Here is a 20,428-nt window from a genome sequence, read left to right on the forward strand (position 1 = left end):
ACAGACGAGTTCCTCAAGCACACCTCCGCCTTAGAGATAGGGTGAACCGAGCCACAATACCCGGTCGAACAGCCGGATAAGAAACGGCCGGGCTCGCAAGGCTTCCAGCGTCACCGGCACGGCGGAGGCAATCGCCGACCCGATCCGCGTCTCGATCTCGCTGGCAAAGCCGGCATCGAGCACCTCCAGGTCGATCTCGAAATTCAGCCGCAGCGATCGGGCATCAAGATTGGAAGATCCGACATAGGCCCACACGCCGTCGATCGAAAGCAGCTTCGAATGGTCGAACGGTCCCTCGGTTCGCCAGACACGGCAATAGTGTTTGAGCACCTGATCGAACTGCGCCATCATCGCGCGGTCGACGAGGAAAAGATTGTTCACCGCCGGCACCACGATGTCGATTTCGACCCCGCGCCTGCCGGCGGTGATCAGCGCGCTGATCAGTTCCCGATCCGGCAGGAAATAGGGCGACATCACGCGTATAGACTTGCGGGCGACCGAGAACGCACCGATCAGCAGCTTGTGGTTGGTCTCGTTGCTGGCATCCGGGCCGGACGCGACCGCCCGCACCATCATCGGTGCGCCTGGCGGTGGGGACAGCGGGGCGATGCGCCAGGCGTCGCCCTTCAGCGCCTCGTTGGTGGCGAAGCGCCAGTCCTCGGCGGCGACCGAAAAGAGGTCGGCGACGATCGGACCGGTCACCCGGAAATGTGTGTCCCTGGCGCTGTTGGAGCCGGCGAATTCGGCTGAGAAGCCTTTTCGGATGTTCATGCCCCCGGTGAAGGCGGCGATGCCGTCGACCACCAGGATCTTCCGGTGGGTCCTCAGATTGGCGTAGGGCAGGCGCAGGCCCATGACGATGTTGCCGTTGAAGACATCGGCGGGGATGTTGGCCTCGCGCAAATGCCCCAGGATGCTCGGCACCGAGTAGCGGGCGCCGACGGCATCGATCAGCACGCGGACGGTGACGCCGCGCCGGACGGCGCCGGCCAGCGCCTCGACGAAGAGCAGGCCGACGGCGTCATTGTCGAAAATATAGGTCTCGAGCAGGACGCTGCGCTCGGCGCCATCGATCGCCGCGCACATGGCGGCATAGGCCTCGTCGCCGGTCTCCAGCACATCGATTGCATTTCCAGGATTGAGCGTGCGCCGCGCCACCCTGTCGCCCAGTGTCCGCAAGCCCGTGAACCGTTGCCCGTAGCGCTCGACGATCAGGGCCTCTTCGACAGCGACGTTGCGCTCGTGCTTGGCGGACACCGCGCCGTCGGCAAACGGGCGCTGGGCGGTGATCGTGGCGCGGCGGATGCGGTTGATGCCGGCGATGGCATAGATCAGCACGCCAAGGATGGGGGACAGCACCATCACGCCGACCCAGCCGGTGGCGGCGCGGACATCTTCCTTGGTCATGACGGCATGGACGATGCCGACCGTCGCCATCACCACGGAGATGATCGCCAGAATTTGCGGCCAGTGAGTCGCCAGGGTCTCCAACATGCCGAGACTATCCAGCGAGCGGTTGCAGAAGGCAATGCAGCCGCTCGTGCCGCGCATTCGCCGGATGGTGGCATGCGGCCCTGGCTGAAGAGTTCGACCAGCCGCAGAGATCGATGGGTTGAAGCACCCCGATAGATCCTGTTCAGAAGGACAAACCTGACCCAAGGGAAGCATAGAGCCTGGCATCGTCCTGTTCTGCCCGGGCCCTCCGAAGCCTCTTATGCTTTGGTACCACCTCTATTGTATATCAGGAGGAATGATTTTAGTGATATAAACACTTTGATTGACGGCGAGGGAGGCGCCGAATGATGAAATTCAACTTCGATGGACCTCCCGGCGATGACGCAGCTGCCGACACGTCGGCAGAATGCCAACGCCAATTGCTGCCTCTCGTCCGTGAGATCGTTCAGGCAGCCGTCGCTGCCGGGTGGAGCGAGGAAGACGTTCTTCTGGGTTTTGTGGAACTTACATGGGATTTGTATGAGAATCGTCGCGACGATCTGCAATGACCGGCGGCAAATCCGGTAGCTCTACATTGTTGAATGGCCGCCGAAATGGCCAAACTGTCCCCTGAAGCAGGGCTCCGAATTCAGGTCAACCAGAGGCCTCGCGGCAGTTGGCAACTTTTGCGCACGCAGCTTTTCACGATAGGAATTTTTTCTTGACTCGGTGACCTCAGCTATAGTACATATTCGCCCATGGTGCTGATTTGCGCCAGTGACCCGCCGCGCAGGCGGGTTTTTCGTTGATGCTCCGTCAGCCAATGCGCCGGCGAAGGTGTCAAAAAATGTTCCAGTCCCTCACTTGTGACTGGTTCCTCTTATCCCGAACAAAATTTTTTCTTTGCGTACGGATGTTATTCACTATCCGCGGCATGTGCGTTACGCTGGGTCCGGGTCGGGCTAAGGGGGATTTCAGGCAGCGGACAAAGCGGCAGAGGCCAGGCATGAAAAATACGGACGATGCTCGGGACAGCGGCGATTCCTGGGGCGTCAATCGAGAACGGACAGCTCGATATGTCCTGGACATAATTCCTGAAAGCGCAGGTCCCAGGAGGGCCACCACGCGGAGGAGTGTCATATACTCCGTCCGCGATCCCGTCCCGCAGAAATTCCTGGCCAAGAAGCATTCCACCGGAATTGTGCTGAGGCCCGCACGCGGAATGAGAGCCTCGCCCGGCAGCGACAAGATCACAGAATACGTCGCGCCACGCGTGCGGGAATATCTCGACGAAAACTTCGCGCGAAAAGTCGTCGCCGGATTGGCATTCGTCGCGGGAGTTTCACCGGACCCATTTCATAGCAAGGTTCGCCATGGCATTCGGCATGCCGCCACATCGCGGCGAGTTGCCGAAATCGCCTATCTCGCCGGCTTTTCGGATCAGAGCCATCTGGCCGTGGCGCTGAAGAAATACAGAGTGAGAACGCCGACCGGGGCCGGGCATGCTTCCCTCAAGAACTGAGGGCCCGGCCATGGCAAAATGGCAACGCCTGCTCGCCCGCGACGCGAGACCGGAATTTTCTACAAGGCTTGCTGAGTTTTTCAAAATACGTCCCGCTGCAAATCTGCCCCAAGCTCCGCAGGAGTCCTCTGGAATGTCATGCAGTCCGCGTATTGTTCGCCGTCCGGCCGGAACGATCCGATGAGTGGCGATGCCGGTCAGCTTCGATCAATCACGAATTGTTTTTCAGGGGAACATGGAAGGAAGCCTTGGGTTGAACCTCATCTGGGACGTATCGGGAGGCCGAAAAATGCCGGGCGATGATGGTTTCCCCGGGCCGGTTTCCGGAACCAATTCGCGACAGCCGACGCTCAACGCGAAAGGCGGGCTTTCCGTCCGCGCCGCGCGCCGCGTGCAGCAATTCCTGGACGAGAACTTTACGCGCAAGCTGGCGCTGGCTGATATGGCCGCGGTTTGCGGGCTTTCCCCCTATCACTTTGTGCGGGCTTTCTCGAGGACGTTCGGAATGCCGCCGCACCAGTACGTCCTCGACCTGCGGCTGGATTTCGCTGAAAGACTGCTTGCAGACAGCCGCATGACGATCGCCGACATCGCCCACTCCAGCGGGTTTTCAAGTCAGAGCCATTTTACCACCGTGATGAAGAAATACCGGCAGAGGACGCCGTTGCAGGCACGGGTGGGAAAGCTTAACGCCAAGGTTAGGTGAGGCGACGCTTATTTCATTGCTTTGTTTCTTGGTTTTAAAGCATTGGCTAAGGTAACAAGCCGTTAACCTCTGTAGCTTTGCTGCGCTCTTTTCTCACAAGGCAGCAATTTCGTGAAATACCGTAGGCAGGAATCATGTCTTCCTGCGGTGGAGCGGAATTGTCAGACATTTCGTGCCGGCCAGCGGAGAGGGAACCATGACCGACAACCAGTTTTCGAACGGCTCGCTTCTTGTTCAGCGTCGCGCGGCGCATTTCGCCGGGCACTGGATCGCGGGGGCCGATCATGGCTCACGCTCGACGCGCCGCCGCCTAATGGCGGTGCTGCGCATGGCGCACCGTGTGCTCGGCCTCGGCCGCAAGAATATGGGTTTGGGAACATTGGGCGCTGGTGGCAGTGTAGGTTCGGCGCTGGCGTCATCCGTCAGCCCGGCCAGCATCATCGGCGGCCTGGCGGTGCTCGTCGCGCTCGGCCTCGCCACGCCGGCCCAGGCACAGTATCAGGCGGGCGGCGGGTCAGCAACCGCCGGCGAGGCCGTGGCGATCGGAAATGGCTCTACCGCCAGCAACGCCTGGGCCATAGCGCTCGGCTTCCAGTCCGTTTCGTCGGCGCAATACTCGATCGCCATCGGCCGGACTGCGTCGGCCACAGGCCCCGGCGGCGCGATAGCGCTGGGCTCCGGCACGATCTCAAATAATGTCAATACGGTAGCGATCGGCGTCAACGCCAGTGCCACCAACGCCGGCGCCAGCGCGCTCGGCACTTTCTCCGTTGCTTCGGGTGGCAACTCCACCGCCGTCGGCGTCAGCTCCCTGGCCAGCGGCGCCACGTCGTTCGCCGGAGGCTGGGGGTCCCAAGCCACCGGGACGCGCGCCATTGCGATCGGGAGCCAGGCGGTCTCGTCGGGACTGGACACCGTTGCCCAAGGCACCAACACCATTGCAAACAGCCAGAATGCCATCGCTGTCGGCTTCCAGTCGACCGCAACCGCGATAAACGCCGTCTATCTCGGTTCGCGTACTGGCGCCGGAACCGGAGCGCTGGCCCAGAGTGCCATCGCCATCGGTACGGATGTGACGGCGTCCCAGGTTGACTCCACTGCGATCGGGCGCGCGAGCAAGGCAACGGGAACGTCCGCCATAGCGATGGGCGCGACCTCGACTGCGAGCGGCTCTGCCAGCACCGCGGTCGGCAACGCGTCCGCTGCCAGCGGCATAAACGCCTCCTCATTCGGGACGGGTGCAAATGCGATAGGAGACAATTCTCTCGCAGCCGGCGTCAGTGCCAACGCCGGCGGCGTCGGCAGCACCGCGCTCGGCATAGGTACGTCGGCCGGCGGCGCCAGTTCGGCAGCCGTGGGCTTCCAGGCCCAGGCCGCCGGCACCAATGCCGCAGCCGTTGGTCCTCAGGCAAATGCATCGGCGATAAACTCGGCAGCGTTCGGCAACGTCGCCACGGCTTCGGGCCAATTCGCGCTGGCCCTGGGCAATTCGGCCGTATCGAGCGGAGTAGGCTCGGTCGCGGCGGGCTCTGGAGCCCAGGCCACGGACGTCTCCACCACGGCTGTGGGTAACAACGCCGCGGCGACCGCCGCAAATGCCAGTGCGCTGGGATTGGGCGCCACGGCCAGCGGAGCGTACGCCACTTCGCTTGGCTCCACATCCAAGGCCACCGGTGCCCGTGCGTTCGCCGGTGGCCGTTCGTCCACTGCCCAAGGCGACGATTCCGTCGCCATCGGCACGACGTCCTTCGCGGCAGCGGCGAGCTCGACCGCAATCGGAGCGGGCGCGGTGACACTCGACGTCAATGCGATCGCCATCGGCACCGCCGCCGGGGCGGACACCGCCAACGCGATCGCCATCGGCACCAGCGCGTACGCAAGCGGCGGCAAGGCAGTGGCAATCGGTGCCGACAATGTTGCCTACGGCGACGGCGCGGTCGCCATAGGCGATCCGAGCTTCGCCAGCGGCACCGGCGCCTTCACCGGCGGCGCCAACAACATCGCCAACAGCGACGGCACGGCGACCGCCACGGCTGCCAATATGGCCAATGGCGCCGTTGCCATCGGCAATAGCAACAAGGCCATCGGGCAGGGCTCGGTGGCGCTGGGCAACGGTTCCACGGCGGGCGCGGCAGGCCTCGCGGGCAATGTCGCGCTCGGCAATGGCGCGACGGCGGCGGCGAGCTCCGGCGACGTGGCGCTCGGCTCCGGCTCGGTGACCACCACGGCCGTCGGCACGGCCAGTGGGGTGGTCAACGGCACGACCTACGCCTTCCAGGGCACCAACCCGCTCTCGACGGTCAGCATCGGCGCGGTCGGTGCGGAACGCACGCTCACCAACCTGGCGGCGGGGCGCGTCAGCGCGCTCTCGACCGATGCGATCAACGGCTCTCAGCTCTTCGCCACCAACCAGGCCGTCGACGCCATTGGCGTCACGCTCAGCAACATCAATGTCGGCGGCGGCATCAAGTATTTCCATGCCAACTCGACCCTGGCGGATTCGCAGGCTCTTGGAGCGGATTCCGTGGCGGTCGGGCCCAATGCGGTGGCAAACAATGCCGGCGACGTGGCGATCGGCCTGAATTCGGCGTCGGGCGCAACGACCGCCGTGGGTGGCACAACGATCGGCGGCGTCAACTATACCTTCGCCGGCGCTACCCCGGCCGGTGCCTTCTCGGTCGGCTCGGCGGGCGCCGAACGCCAGATCCAGAATGTCGCGGCCGGGCAGTTGAACGGCGGTTCGACCGATGCGGTCAACGGTTCGCAGCTCTTCGCCACCAACCAGCAGGTCACGCAGAATACGACCGATATCGCCAATATCGGCAGTGGCGTGACCGATCTCGGCAACACGATCAACAACATCGCCGGCGACACGTCGACCGCCTATACCGACGCCAATGGTGTGGGCATCCGCTACGCCCGCACCAACGAGGCAGGCTTGGCGCAAACCGATTCCTTCGCACAAGGCGTCGGCTCCACCGCCGTCGGCTACCAGGCGACCGCCACCGGCGTCAGCGCACTGGCGCTCGGCCGCGACAGCAATGTCAGCATCGACGGCGGCGTGGCGCTTGGCTCGGGTTCGGTCTCCGATCGCGCGATCGCTCCGCTTACCGGGCAACTGCCCGCCGGCCCAGCCAACTTCATCCAGTACAACACGACCGACAAGACGCTGCTCGGCGCCGTTTCGGTCGGCGACGCTACCTCGTATCGGCAGATCACCAATGTGGCCGACGGCACGCAATCTCAGGATGCGGTAACGCTTCGGCAGCTGCAGGGCGCCATCGCCTCCGTCTCGGTGACGTCGACGAAATACTTCCATGCCAATTCGGCGGCGGGCGACTCGCTGGCGGTCGGCGCGGAATCGGTCGCGGTCGGCCCGACGACGGTCGTCAACGGCGACAACGGCATCGGCATCGGCAATGGCGCCACTGTCGAGCAGGATGCACCCGGCGGCACAGCGATCGGCCAAGGCGCCCACGTGATGCTGGCCGACGGCCTGGCGCTCGGCACCAATTCGCTGGCGTCCGGCATCCAGTCGGTGGCGCTCGGCGCCGGCGCCCAGAGCACCTTCATCAACAGCGTTGCGCTCGGCGCGCAGTCCATCACCAGCGTCGGCGCGCAGGCCGGCTACACGGCCTTTGCGCTCGCCGGTTCGCAGACCTCGGTCGGCGAGGTGTCGATCGGCGCCGCCGGGGCCGAACGCAAGCTCACCAACGTCGCGGCGGGCTCGGCCGATACCGACGGCGTCAACGTCTCGCAATTGCGCGGCGTGACGCAAAACGTCAGCAACCTGTTCGGCGGCGGCACGACCGTCAATCCCGACGGCTCCATCACCGGCCCGACCTACACCATCCAGGGCAACAACTATTCCACCGTCTATGACGGCTTCACGGCCGTCGACAATGCGCTGACCAGCATCAGCAATGGCGGCGGCATCAAATATTTCCACGCCAACTCGACGCTGGCCGACAGCATCGCCGGCGGCACCAACGCCGTGGCGATCGGGCCGGAGAGTGTGGCGAGCGGCACCGACAGCCTGGCTGCGGGACATGGCTCGACGGCCACCGGGCAGGGCGCCGTCGCGCTCGGCCAAGGCGCCAAGGCCAACAATGCCAACGATGTGGCGCTCGGTTCCGGTTCGGTGACACAGACCGCCGTGGGGACCTCCAGCACCGTCATCAACGGCAAGACCTACACTTATGCCGGGACGACGCCGACCGGAACCGTCAGCGTCGGCGACGCCGGCGCCGAGCGGACGATCACCAATGTCGCCGCCGGCCGCGTCGATGCCGGCAGCACGGATGCGATCAACGGCTCGCAGCTCTACGCCACCAACACGGCGATCGAGGATCTGAAGGCCGGCGTCGGAAACCTTACCCAGAACGCGGTGACCTATGACACGCAGGGCGGCAACAAGACGAACACCATCACGTTGCAGGGCGGCGACGTCAACGCGCCCGTCGTCATCTCCAATGTCGGCCCCGGCGTCAAAGGGACCGATGCGGTCAACGTCGACCAGATGAACCAGGGCCTGACCGCGGGCAAGAGCTATACGGACAACCGCGTGGCCTACGCTATCGATACGTCCAACGACTACACCGACAAGGTGGCGGTCACGACCTTGCAGCAGGCCAACGACTATACCGACCAGAAGCTCAGCCAGCTCAATTCGGACATCAGCGGCATCCGCGACGAGGCGCGGCAGGCGGCCGCGATAGGCCTTGCGGCCGCCTCGCTGCGCTATGACGACCGGCCCGGAAAGCTGAGCGTCGCGGCGGGTGGCGGCTTGTGGCGGGACGCAGGCGCGTTCGCCTTCGGTGCGGGCTATACCAGCGAGGACGGCCGCATCCGGGGCAATCTGTCGGGCACGGCCGCGGGTGGGCATGTCGGTGCCGGCGCCGGCATCAGCTTCACCTTGAACTGAGGCAGGAATGAAAGGACTTGTTGCCCTGACCTGCCTGGTGCTCTGCGGCGGCCTCGTGCCGGCCGCCGGGCAGGTCGCGTCGACCTACAGGATCAAGCCATCGGACGTAGTGGTGCCGCCCGAGGTCAAGCTCGGAGACTATCAGCGCACCATCCGCCCATTCGATAACTGGACGCTGATCTGCGACGAGAACCTCAGGGCTCGCAAGAAGGTCTGCAACGTCTCGCAGATCATCGAGGACGCATCAGGCAAGATGGCTTTCAGCTGGTCGCTTGCCGCCACCCAGGACGGCAAGCCGTACATGATCCTGCGCACCGCTCCGAACGCCAGGAGCGATGGCCTGGTGTCACTGAAGTTCGATGGACAGAAGCAGCCGATCGATGTTCACCTGAACGGCTGCAACGAAATGGTCTGCGTCGGCATGTTGCCGGTAGGCCCCGTCATGCGCCGACAGATCTCGCAGAATGCGACACCGGCGATCTCCTATTCGACGGTCGACGGTCAGACGATCACCGTGACCGCAACGCTCAAGGGGCTTTCAGAGGCCCTTTCACCACTCAAATAACCGGGGCATCACCATGAGCCAGCAGGACCAGTTCACGTCCGCGAAACGCACCCCGACCGTCGAGGCGGATCGGCAGAGGCGGGCCGAGTCCCCAAGGCGGCGCTGGCCACGCGTGGCCGGGTATTCACTGCTGGGATTGGTCGTGGCGGGGCTTGGCTTCGCCGCCGGGAACTATGCCGCGATCGCCAATCTGGTCGGCGGCGCGACGGCCGCACCCGCAGAAACAGCGGCGGCCCCCGGGCTTCCGGACACGCCCTTCCTCGAGCATGTCAAGCAGGCCGGGGTGCAGGCCTGCTCGACCGTCTATCCGGTGCTCGGACAGATTCTGACGAACGGCACGAAATACAGCGTCAAATCCCTGTGGAACGACCAGGCCGCCGACAAGCACGCCATTCAGGCCTTTGTCGGCATGGATTATGCGTCGGAACGCTATAGCGGACCGGCCGCCGGCATCGTCTTCGCATCGCCCACCGCCACGGGTTGCGAAGGGGCGATGGTGCGGGTGGCGCCATTCGCCAGCCCGTGCGCCGACATCGCATCCATCCTGCCGCAGGGCAGCAAGATTACCGACCATCTCGGGCAGGTCGAGGTCTACGAACTCGGCGGCAATGCCGGCGAAGCGCTTCTCCTGCCGACGGGCAAAAGCTGTGTGGTGATCTCCCTCGCTTCGGCGGCGAAGTAGGACGCGAAGCGATTGAGGTTAAGGAAAGGATGCCGACCATGAGATTGCAGGCTTTGGCAGTTTTGGGCTTGACCCTGTTGTGGAGCGGACAAGTCGTCTCGGCCGACCTTGTGGCCCCACCGGAGCCGCAACAGGAGGAAAAAGGCATCTGGGCGGCTATTGCCTATTCGCAGGCCGATAGCAAATACGGCTTCTTCTGGGGCGCCGACAAGCGGCAGGAAGCGAAGGACATCGCACAGAAATATTGCGAGAACGCGGGCGGAAAGGCCTGCAACGTCGTCACCGTCTTCCGCAACCATCGCCATTGGAATGATGACGACGAGACCGGCTTTCCCTACAAGCACTGCGGTGCACTCGCCGTGGCGGACAAGGTGGAGAACCGTTTCACGCCCTGGGGCGTGAACTCGGCCGAGACCCGTCGCGAAGCGGAGGATCTCGCTTTGCAGGCCTGCGAGGCGGCGGGAGAGAAATGCAAGATCCGCGAATGGGTCTGCACATGAAGCCTGGCCCGAAGGCCGTCTCCGCATGTGGGGCAATCCTGTTTTCGTTGATGTCGCCGGTGTCCGCCCAGCAACAGGTGGCGGCTGTCCCGGATGGACCCTCATCGCTGCGTGAGGTCTATCAGGACTGGAGTGTGACCTGCTCGGTTCGCGAGAAGGCGAGAGTGTGCTCGCTCGCGCAAGACCAGGTCCAGCAGAACGGGCAGAGGCTTCTTGCCGTGGAGATCGCGGCACGCCCGGACGGCTCGACGACGGCTACCCTGCTTCTGCCCTTCGGCATCCTGCTCGATCCGGGCGTGACGCTGCAGATCGACGATCAACCGCCACTGTCCCCGCAGCGCTTCAGGACCTGCCTGCCAACGGGTTGCGTCTCCGTCTTTACCGTCGATCGGCCGACGCTTGGAAAGCTGAGGGGAGGCTCGGTGCTGAAGCTCAATGTGACGACGGACGCCGAGACCCCGCTGAGCTTCCCGGTCTCGCTTCGCGGCCTGACCGCGGCGCTCGACCGCATGGTGGCGTTGAGCGCAAATTAGGGTGCGCGCTGACCCAGCTTTTGGCCGCAATCAGCGACATGACGCGCACGCCGGCCGCCGCGACGGAGTATTTTGGGGCGGCTGCCGAGAGGGCGTACCTGAAAATGGCTCAACTTCAGGTTGGGTCATCAACAGCCGCCATACCCACATGGCATGATTCTGGCCATATCGGCCCACTGACCTGCCGTTTTTCGGGCTATCCCGCAGAGTGCGGCGTCCGGATACAACCGGAGCGAGCCGACGTTATGTGCTATTTTTGCTACATCTCGCAGCCTTGTTGCCCAAAAAGGCTATTTAGCGACCTCTAAATCAATAATCGCTCACATATTTCGTGGATTTGTGAATAATCCACCGACGGGCAGGCCTTGGCTTGGTTAGCGCTCTGAAAAGGACGCTGGGGAAACGTTAGGGTGGGATTGATGAATACGACAAACATGTCGACCATAGGCAGGCGCCTTGGTCTTTTGATGGCGGCCACCATGCTGACCTGCGGGAGTGCTCATGCGCTTACGCTCAAGGAGGCGATGGCTGTCGCGGTGGAATCCAATCCCGAGATTGGACAGGCGATCGAAAATCGCGAAGCAATCGAGTTCGAGTTGCGGCAGGCCAAGGGCCTTTATCTTCCCAGTGTCGATGTCGAGGCATCGGCCGGCGTTCGCCGGCTCGACAATTCATCCCGGCGCTCCCTTTCCATCGAAGACGACGCGCTCTATCCGGCTGAAACGGATCTTACCGTTTCGCAGACGCTTTATGACAGCGGCGCAAGGCGGGCCGAATTGAACCGTCAGGCATCGCGCGTCGATGGCGCTTCGTTCCGGGTGCTGGAACGGTCCGAATTCATCGGGCTGTCCGTTGTCCAGGACTATCTGGAATACATGCTGCAGGCTTCGATCGTTGTCGAAGCGAAGAAAAATCTCGGCTTCCACCAGGGAATTCTCGGCGACATCCGGCAAGGCATTTCGGGCGGCGCGCTGAACGAGGCCGACCGGCAGCAGGCCGAGGAACGGCTGTTTGCCGCCAAGGCGCGCATGCAGGAGGCGACCGAGGAACTGGAAGCGGCCAAGATCCGCTTCTTCAAGACCGTCGGAAAGCCACTGACCAGCCCATCGAGGCCGGGCGATGTCTCGGCTGCGCTCCCGCGATCGCTTGACGAGGCAATAGGGTTGGCGCGCGAAAGCAATCCGCGCGTGCACATGGCCAACAGCGACATCGACGCGGCGGCTTCCCTCGTGGATGCCGCACGGGCAAAATTCGGCCCCTCCATCATCGCTGAAGGTCGCGCCCGGGCGGGAACTGACATTGACGGCGACGATGGCGACACCAGCGACCTTCAGGCGCGCGTGGTCCTGCGGTGGAATCTCTACCGCGGTGGTATTGACAAGGCCAACGAGCAGGAGCAGATCCGCCGCACCAGCGAACAGCGCCTGGCGCTGCATCAGGTGCAGCGCGAAATCGAGGAAGCCGTTCGCACGTCATGGGATCGCCGTTTCCGGCAAGCCGATCTGGCAAAGACCCTGAGGCAGCAAGCCGCCGCCAATGAGAAGCTGGTCGCTTCCTATCGCGAGCAGTTCAAGGTTGGACAGCGCTCGCTGCTCGACGTGCTGGATGCGCAGAATACGCGGTTCAACACGGCAACGCTGGCGGATACCGCGTCCTACGCATCGCTGTTTGCCCAGTACCGGCTTCTGGCCGCGACCGGACAGTTGCTGAAAACGATGAACCTTCAGCCGGCAAAGCAAGCGACAGCCTATGCACGCACCGAGTTCGCAGCACCGGAAACCGCGGACACTGAAACTTATGCGCGGACGCCATCGGAGCAGAAGAACGACCTGCCATTCGATATTCTCGCCCCGGTGAGGAAGAAGTAAGACGACGCAAGGCCCAGCGAGCGTCCTGACGGGCAGATCGTGAACCAGCAACCCAACATCCTCTCCCCCAAGGAGGCGTTCAAGGCCTGTTTCTCAGCCGTTGCCGGATATCTCGGCAGGCCGAGCGCGGAGACCGTGCTGTTTGCCGGCGTGCCGCTCTCGGACACGCGAATTGCGGTCGACGACATCAGGCACCTTGCCGAACGCATCGGCCTGGAAGTCACCGAGTTCAACCACCGGGATTTTCTCAGGGGGCGTATCGATCTGCCCGCAATCGTCTTTCGCGTCAGCCAATTGCCCGTTGCCCTGCTCGCTCTAGGCGAAGACGATGCGTATATCACCGCGCCCCAGGAAGACGGCCGCACCGCGATCGGCCGATCGGAACTGGCCGCCAGCTACATCAGCGGCGGCGCTTCCTTCTCGATCACCTACGCCAATGCCGCCGAGACCATGTCGGTCGGCTCGGCGGCCAGGATCGAGCGGAGACATTGGCTCACGGGGACGATGGGCGCTTTCTGGCGCACCTATTCGAAAGTCGTCCTGGCGGCGGTGTTCATCAATCTGCTGGCCATAGCCTCGCCGATCTTCACCATGAACGTCTACGACAGGATCCTGCCGAACAAGGCAATATCGACACTGTGGGTGCTGGCTCTCGGCATCGGTGCGGTCATCCTGTTCGACCTGCTTTTGAAGACGGCCAGGGCCTCCCTCATCGACTATGCCGGGCGCAAGGCGGATCTCCGAATATCCTATCTGCTGTTCGAGAAAGTGCTGAACTCGTCGCTGTCGGCGCGCCCCGGATCGACCGGTGAATACGCAAACAGGGTCACGCAGTATGAATTCGTCAGGGAGTTCTTCACCTCGAACACCATAAGCGTGTTCATCGACACGGCATTCGTCTTCGTCTTTCTCCTTGTGATCTATGCAATTGGCGGCTGGCTGGTGATCATACCGGCGCTGGCCTTCGTGATGTCCGTCATCGTCGGCCTGATCACTCAGCGCCGCATCGGCAAGCGCGTCGCCGCCTCGATGAACGAAGCGTCGCAGCGCCAGGCCCTGCTGGTCGAATCCATCTCGACGCTGGAGACCATCAAGTCGCTGCGCGCCGAGGCGTATCTGCTGCGAAAATGGGGGGAGCACTCCAAGAACGCCGCCAACACGTCCGAGAAGATCAAGCAGCTTTCGGCGGCGGCGGGCAACATCACCCAGTCCATACAACAACTGGTGACCGTCGCCCTGGTCGTGGCCGGCGCCTATGCCTTCTCGGAAGGGCATGTTTCGACAGGAGCAATCATAGGAACGGTGATGCTGGCGAGCAGGGCCGTGGCGCCGCTCGGCCAGATCGCCATAACGCTGTCCCGGTTCCGCCAGGCCATGCTCTCGCTGAGAATGGTGAACTCGATCATGGCTCAGCCGGAAGACCGACCCGACACGGTGGGTTTCGTCAACCGCCCCATTCGCAAGGGGGCGATGGTGTTCAGGAACGTCGGGTTCGTCTATCCCGGCTCGGAGAACGAGGTTCTGACCGGCCTGAATTTCTCGGTGAAGCCAGGGGAGCGGATCGGCATCATCGGCCGCATAGGATCGGGAAAGACGACGATGGGGCGGCTGATCGGCCGGCTCTTCCTGCCGACTTCCGGTGAGTTGCTGCTGGATGGGATCGACATTCGCCAGTATCACCCGTCCGAGGTTCGCGCCGCGGTCGGCATCGTTGCGCAGGCCGGCGACCTGTTCTCGGGCACCATCAAGGAAAACCTCCTGATGGCATGCCCCGAGGCTACAGACGAACAGATCATCGAAGCTGCAAAGGCGGCCGGCGTCGACGATTTCGTTTCACGCCACCCGCGCGGCTACGACATGAATGTCGGCGAGCGCGGCACCAATCTTTCCGGCGGCCAGAGGCAGACCGTGGCGATCGCACGCCTGCTTTTGACCAAACCGAAAATCGTCTTTCTGGATGAGCCGTCGGGCTCGATGGATCTTGCCTCGGAACGCCAGTTGATCAAGCAGCTCAAAGTCGCTTTCGACCGCGACACGACGCTGATCGTCTCCACACATCGGTTCAGCATGCTTGAGCTGGCCGACCGCCTGATCGTTATCGAACGGGGCAAGATCGTTGCCGACGGACCGAAGGACCAAGTCATACAGGCGTTGCAGAAAACAAGCGCCTGACAAAACAATTATTGCTGCATCCAATGCGTTGGGGCGTGGGAAATGCTTGCCAGGGAAGATCGACCGCCGCTGTTTGCGTCGGCGTCCATATTCATCATCGGAGCGCTCTTCGTGGTCTTTGTCGCCTGGGCGTCCTTTGCCGAAGTCGATGAGATCGCACGCGGCGACGGCAAGGTCATACCCGCTTCCAAGACCCAGATCATCCAGGCGAGTGAAGCCGGTGTCGTTCAGGAAATCGCCGTGACGATTGGCCAGGTCGTCAAGAAGAACGATCTCATCATTCGTCTGGACAACACGCTCAATACGTCCAGTCTCGGCGAGCAGCAGGCCAAGGCGCGCGCGCTGGAAGTGCGCATAGCAAGGCTGAAATACGAACAGGCCGGCAATCTCTCGGGCCCATTTCCGTGCCCGCAGGACATCCAGTCGGTCGCTCCGCAAATCTGCGACAATGAACAGAAGCTGCTCATTGCCCGGCGCGGGAACTTCGACAACAAGCTGTCCGTGCTCAAGTCACGCCTCGATCAGCGCGAGAGGGAACTGGCCGAGGCGGTGGCCAATTCCGACCGTCTGACCAAGAACCTGGTCGTCAGCGACCAGGAGGCAAAACTGGTCGACGCGATGGTCAAGAAAGGCCTGATGGCAAGGACCGAGCAGCTCCGGGTAGAGCGCGAACAGACCGAGCTCAACGGCCAGCTGAACCTGGCCGGCGAAACAATAAAGAAGATCAAATCGTCGATCACGGAAGCCCAGCTGCAGGTCGAGGAACTCGGCCTGCAACTGCAGCAGGAGGCGTTGGACGACCTTACCCAGGCGCTGGCGGAACTTTCGGTGGTGGATGAAACCATAAGGGGGGCCACCGACAAGGTCGCGCGCACTGACATCCGGTCTCCCGTGGATGGCATCGTCAACACGCTGGAGCTCAACACGGTCGGGGCCTTCGTCCAGCCTGGCGCCGTCGTCGCCGGCATCGTGCCGACCTCCGAGACGTTGCTGGTGGAGGCACGGGTCTCGCCACGGGATGTCGCGTTCATCCGCCCCGACCAGGAAGCCCTTATCAAGGTCACCGCCTATGATTTCTCGATCTTCGGCGGCATCGAGGGCAAGGTCTCCAACATCACTGCCGACAGCCTGGTCGATCAGAAAACCGGGGAACCCTACTATCAGGTGCGCGTGGCGACGGACAAATCCACTCTTCAAAGAGACGGCAAGGCCTATTCGATCATTCCCGGCATGATCTGCTCGGTCGACATCAAGACCGGGCGCAAGACGATCCTGCACTACCTCCTGAAGCCGATCAACAAGGCGCGCGAGGAGGCAATGAGTGAGCGGTAGCGCCAGCCCTCATCCTGATGGCGAGCGACTGCTTCCGCCAGTCGCGGCCGAGGATTTTGGGCTTGAATTTCGGGTCGTGGCGCGTGGCGGCATAAGACGCGGCATCCGCTTGGAGCGGGCATTCTGGTTGTCGCTGAAGCAGATGGCCGAACGCAGGAAATGCACGATCGGCATGCTCATCGACGAGATCGCCGAAAGCCAGGCACAGACAGGCAATTTGACATCCGCGATCCGGGTGGCCTGCATGCGTGGATTGGCGGATGAAAACCTGACCTTGCGAAGGCTTGCATCGATCAACACCATCAACGCCATACTGGTCGCTTGCCCGTCCCCGGCCTTTGCGCTGGCATCGTCGAAGAAGATCCTGTCGTTCAACGCGCCGTTCCAGCAACTGGTCAAACGTCAATTGCCGATCGCCCCAAGCGATGACGCACGGCACGATCTCAAGCTGGCATTGGACCTCAACGTAGCCGACATCTTCGCGCGGCTCGATGCCAATGGCGAATCGCCGGTGGCCACCGGCTTTGTCATCGGTGCGGGTGACCGTCGTTACCGGGGGCAATTGAATGCGGTGCGGGCTCCGGTGCTCGAGCCAGAGCTGCTGATGGCGTTCGTCTTCGGCGGTTGAATCACCACCAATCCAACGAGAACTTATGGCTGAAAACCTTCGCCAGGTGCGACGGTTGCGAAACCGCCTTTGATGTCAGCCATCTGGGCTCCGCCCGGTCTTGAACCGTGGATCCAGGCCCGGTCCGTGCTGAACGAATAAAGCGGAACATAATCCGGGAGATCGCTGTCACGCACCACAGTGTTGCTGAGGCTGTCGAGAATGAAGGTGCCGCTGCCTGTGCTCACCGACAGCACTGCGTGAAAGAAGCCTCGCTTGCGATCCTGGAGGACGACAAGCGCCATGCTCTGCGTCGGGATGCCGGCCCTCAGCAGGGCCGTCATCTTGAGAATGGCGAAATCCTCGCAATCGCCGGCTCGCCGCTCGAGAATCTCCGAAGGCTTCGCCCAATAGTCGAGCTTGCCGTAGACGACGCTATCTTTCCTGTAGGCGATCAGGCGATTTACGCTGCTGTTGACGAAGGACAGCTTCTCGCTGAATCCCTTGCCTTGAGCGGCGGCGACCATGCCGGCAAAAGCTGTGCTCTTGCGCTCGCAGGGGCTGCCCGCCGAACAAGCGGTGATTGCCCGGTACACGGGCGCCCAGCGCGCCGCGACGGGAAAATTGCGCATGGACAAGGCAACCGATCCGAAGACCCCCGGAATGATCGACGCGGTCTGCACCGGATCTATCCCGGTGTCATCTCGCGCCGTTGACGAGCCATCCCCGCGGTCAGCATCTGCCGGGCCATAGCTGCTGATGACCTGACCGATCCGGTAAGCGCCCGCAGGCTGCCTGGGCTGGGGCCTCGCCAGCGAAACACCGCCGAGACAGGGCGGCGTCTGGACCTTCTCCTGAGGCCAGCCGGATGCGGCGATATCGCTCGCGAATGACGGCCCCGCCAGGCCGACAAGCCCGATTGCCAGCAGGAGCATCTGGAGCCGGGTTTTTCCCGGAACTGGTTTTTGCTTTTTCATAACGCCCACCTTTGACTGTGGACGCTACCAATCTTGTCTCAAATTATTGGAAAGGAAGGTGGATAAATATCCAGCAACTGTCTTTCTCCAGTTTGTCTAAAATTTTATTCAAATTTATACTTTGGTTCACCAAAAAGATGCCGACTAGTCATCCGTCAACCAGACCTCCAGAAACCAACATATATCAGGTTATATTGTTGCGGTTTACCACGTGTAAAAAATGCCGGGCAATGCATATCATAATATATGAAATAGATTAGGGGGCAGTTGCAAAGTAGAAGTGGCCGCTGTCTCTATCCGGTAAATATCGGAGGGGTTTCAGCCATGACGAACAATATCGAGTTGGACAGCTTTTCGGCTTCCTTGAACGAGCATTCCGCGTCCAATGAACACGCCGATCAGGCGTCGCCGGCGGAGATCCGGGTCGCACAGGCAAATTCGACGCAGCCCGCGCCGGCAGCGTCCGAACCGGTGCCGGTCGATGTCGGCGGCGGAGCGCCTGTCAAGCCAGAAGCCCCCGCGGAAGCAAAGGCACCGCCGGCAGCTGCGCCGCACGAATACGTAGCCGACGCCAGCCATGTGGTGAGGCTTCCCGCCAACGCCTCCATCGACAACATCAAGGTCGATGGCCAAAACCTTCTGCTCGAACAGGCCGACGGCTCGGTGATCGTGGTCAAGGATGGCGCCCTGAACGTGCCGACCTTCATCATCGGCGACGTCGAGGTGCCGCGCGTTGCTTTGCTGGCGGCACTCGAAGCCAGCCATGTCGATGTCGCCTTCGGCGCCGACGGTTCCATATCGGCCGGCCCGGGCGGTTCGAATTCAAGCGCGGGCGGAGACTTCTCGGTTCCCCCCGGCGGCATCGGCGACGGGTTCGACCTGTCGGCCCTGTTGCCCCCGACGGCCTTGCAGTTCGGGCTTCTGGAGCGGCGCGAGCTATTTCCCTCGATCGTCGACAGGCAGGTTACAGTGACGGCCACGTCATTGCTTGCCCCATCCGAAGCGGCCAGTGAAACAGGCCTTGATGGCGATGAGAATCAGTCGCCCGGCAGTGACGCGCTAAGCGATGCTGAAACGTCCGGCACTGGAACGATCAACATCGATGCGCCGGATGGAATTGGGTCGATTGTCATCAATGGCGTCACCGTCACCGCCGTCGGCGATCAGATACAAGGGCAGTACGGCTTCCTGACGATCGTCTCCTTCAATCCGAGCACCGGTGCCATCGAATACAATTACACGGTGACCGAATCGGTCTCCCACACGGATCAGACACCCGGCTATGATCCGAGCACCGATACGGTTCCTGACAATTTCAGCATCACTGTCACGGATGTCGACGGCGATTCGGCCAGCACCACCTTTGCCGTCGCCATCGTCGACGACGTGCCGACGGCGGTTGCCGATATTGACAGCATTGCGGCGGGCCAATTCGGCCCCGCGACGGGCAATGTGCTGGTTGGCGGCACCGATGTCGTCGACGCCAACACGACAGACGGCGTTGCCGATACCCAAGGCGCCGACGGCGCGACCGTGGTGGGCGTTGCCAAGGGCACGACGAATGTCGATCTGGACAGCACGGCCACGCTCAACAACCCTCTCCAGGGTGAATATGGCAAGCTGACGCTGCTCAGCGACGGCAGCTATACCTATGTGCGCGACGCCGGCACGCCTGGCGGCGTCAACGACGTCTTCACCTACACCATCAAGGACGGCGACGGCGACACCTCGCACACCACGCTGACGATCTCGATCGGCAACTCGACGCCTGTGATCACCGACCTGACGCCGGAGGCCAATGGCGGCGACGTCATCGTCAACGAAGCGGCATTGAATGTCGGCACGCCGGGCGGACCTGGCTCAGATCCGGCAAGCACGGCGGAAATCGGCGCCGGCACCTTCACCATCTCCTCGCCCGACGGCATCCACTCGCTGGCAATCGAGGGCAACGCCTTCATTACCGACGGCGTGTTCACCGCGGGCTCGTTCACCACCGCGCTCGGCAACACACTCAACGTGACGGGTTACAATGCCGCCACCGGCCAGGTGAGCTACACCTACACGCTGGTCGACAACGAGGCGCATGATCCCATTCAGGGCACCAATAACCTGTTCGAGAACTTCACCGTCACGCTGACCGACCAGGATCTGCAGAGCGCCAACGCCACGCTATCCGTCAAGATCGTTGACGACGTGCCGACGGCGCATGATGAAGCCTCGCAGTCGATTGCGGAAGGTGCCCCAGCGCTTACGGGAACATTGGACTTCGTCGCCGGCGCCGACGGCGCGACGGTGACGCATGTCAACGGCACGCCGCTGATCTTCGATCCCGGCACGGGCTACTCGCAGTCCATCGACATCGGCGCCGGCACCATCCAGGTGAAGGCGGACGGTTCCTACACGTTCACGCCGGATGCCTCGGTCGACAACAGCTCCGGTCCGGTGGCGGTCAACGCGACCTACACGGTGACGGATGGCGACCTCGATACTTCGACGGCCAACATCGCCTTCTCAATCACCGACGGCGCAGGCCCGGTTGCGGGTGCTCCGATCACGCTGGCGCTTGACGACCAGAACCTGAGCGACGGCTCGACACCGGCCGGCCC

The 20,428-nt window shown here is 62.6% G+C and carries 15 protein-coding genes; 13 read left to right on the plus strand and 2 right to left on the minus strand.

Annotation, left to right across the window (positions count from 1 at the left end):
- Positions 1 to 30: 30 nt before the first annotated feature.
- Positions 31 to 1,494: a phospholipase D-like domain-containing protein gene (locus NKJ04_RS19320; protein ID WP_352441926.1), complete on the minus strand. Its 1,464-nt coding sequence runs from the start codon at positions 1,492 to 1,494 to the stop codon at positions 31 to 33.
- A gap of 305 nt (positions 1,495 to 1,799) precedes the next feature.
- On the opposite strand from NKJ04_RS19320, the gene NKJ04_RS19325 reads away from it, so the two are divergent.
- The 12 genes from NKJ04_RS19325 (at position 1,800) to NKJ04_RS19380 (ending at position 16,866) form a co-directional block, all read left to right on the plus strand.
- The gene (locus tag NKJ04_RS19325) at positions 1,800 to 2,003 is read left to right on the plus strand and encodes a hypothetical protein (protein ID WP_164779989.1); all 204 of its coding nucleotides are present in this window, start codon (positions 1,800 to 1,802) and stop codon (positions 2,001 to 2,003) included.
- Positions 2,004 to 2,656: 653 nt separating this feature from the next.
- The gene (locus NKJ04_RS19330) at positions 2,657 to 2,956 is read left to right on the plus strand and encodes a hypothetical protein (RefSeq protein ID WP_352613195.1); all 300 of its coding nucleotides are present in this window, start codon (positions 2,657 to 2,659) and stop codon (positions 2,954 to 2,956) included.
- Positions 2,957 to 3,146: 190 nt separating this feature from the next.
- Complete coding sequence (locus NKJ04_RS19335) at positions 3,147 to 3,662, plus strand: AraC family transcriptional regulator (RefSeq protein WP_352677111.1); 516 nt, start codon at positions 3,147 to 3,149, stop codon at positions 3,660 to 3,662.
- A gap of 196 nt (positions 3,663 to 3,858) precedes the next feature.
- Positions 3,859 to 8,586 carry a YadA-like family protein gene (locus tag NKJ04_RS19340; RefSeq protein WP_352677106.1) on the plus strand — a complete coding sequence of 1,576 codons (4,728 nt, stop codon included), beginning with the start codon at positions 3,859 to 3,861 and terminating at the stop codon, positions 8,584 to 8,586.
- 7 nt (positions 8,587 to 8,593) lie between these two features.
- Positions 8,594 to 9,151 carry an invasion associated locus B family protein gene (locus NKJ04_RS19345; RefSeq protein ID WP_352677107.1) on the plus strand — a complete coding sequence of 186 codons (558 nt, stop codon included), beginning with the start codon at positions 8,594 to 8,596 and terminating at the stop codon, positions 9,149 to 9,151.
- Between the two features lie 13 nt (positions 9,152 to 9,164).
- Positions 9,165 to 9,833: a hypothetical protein gene (locus NKJ04_RS19350; RefSeq protein ID WP_352677108.1), complete on the plus strand. Its 669-nt coding sequence runs from the start codon at positions 9,165 to 9,167 to the stop codon at positions 9,831 to 9,833.
- A 38-nt stretch (positions 9,834 to 9,871) separates the two neighbouring features.
- The gene (locus NKJ04_RS19355; RefSeq protein WP_352677109.1) at positions 9,872 to 10,333 is read left to right on the plus strand and encodes a DUF4189 domain-containing protein; all 462 of its coding nucleotides are present in this window, start codon (positions 9,872 to 9,874) and stop codon (positions 10,331 to 10,333) included.
- Entirely contained in the window at positions 10,318 to 10,866 is a 549-nt protein-coding gene (locus tag NKJ04_RS19360; RefSeq protein WP_023809955.1) for an invasion associated locus B family protein, read from the plus strand. Before NKJ04_RS19355 ends, NKJ04_RS19360 begins: the two co-directional genes overlap by 16 nt.
- A gap of 419 nt (positions 10,867 to 11,285) precedes the next feature.
- A complete protein-coding gene (locus tag NKJ04_RS19365) occupies positions 11,286 to 12,734 on the plus strand; it encodes a TolC family protein (protein WP_352441933.1) in 1,449 nt (482 codons plus the stop codon).
- 39 nt (positions 12,735 to 12,773) lie between these two features.
- Entirely contained in the window at positions 12,774 to 14,906 is a 2,133-nt protein-coding gene (locus NKJ04_RS19370; protein WP_128304950.1) for a type I secretion system permease/ATPase, read from the plus strand.
- Positions 14,907 to 14,948: 42 nt separating this feature from the next.
- Positions 14,949 to 16,238, plus strand: a complete 1,290-nt coding sequence (locus NKJ04_RS19375; RefSeq protein ID WP_023809952.1) for an HlyD family type I secretion periplasmic adaptor subunit — start codon at positions 14,949 to 14,951, stop codon at positions 16,236 to 16,238.
- Complete coding sequence (locus NKJ04_RS19380) at positions 16,228 to 16,866, plus strand: ribbon-helix-helix domain-containing protein (protein WP_128304952.1); 639 nt, start codon at positions 16,228 to 16,230, stop codon at positions 16,864 to 16,866. Before NKJ04_RS19375 ends, NKJ04_RS19380 begins: the two co-directional genes overlap by 11 nt.
- A gap of 23 nt (positions 16,867 to 16,889) precedes the next feature.
- Here NKJ04_RS19380 and NKJ04_RS19385 read toward each other — a convergent pair whose 3' ends face one another.
- Positions 16,890 to 17,780, minus strand: coding sequence for a transglutaminase-like cysteine peptidase (locus tag NKJ04_RS19385; protein ID WP_502897949.1), 891 nt, complete (start codon positions 17,778 to 17,780; stop codon positions 16,890 to 16,892).
- A gap of 366 nt (positions 17,781 to 18,146) precedes the next feature.
- Between NKJ04_RS19385 and NKJ04_RS19390 the strand changes: the two genes are divergently transcribed.
- A partial coding sequence (locus tag NKJ04_RS19390) for an Ig-like domain-containing protein (protein ID WP_352613190.1) occupies positions 18,147 to 20,428 on the plus strand: 2,282 nt, incomplete at its 3' end.

Origin of the sequence: Mesorhizobium sp. M0618, assembly GCF_040320765.1 — a bacterium.
Lineage (GTDB): Bacteria > Pseudomonadota > Alphaproteobacteria > Rhizobiales > Rhizobiaceae > Mesorhizobium.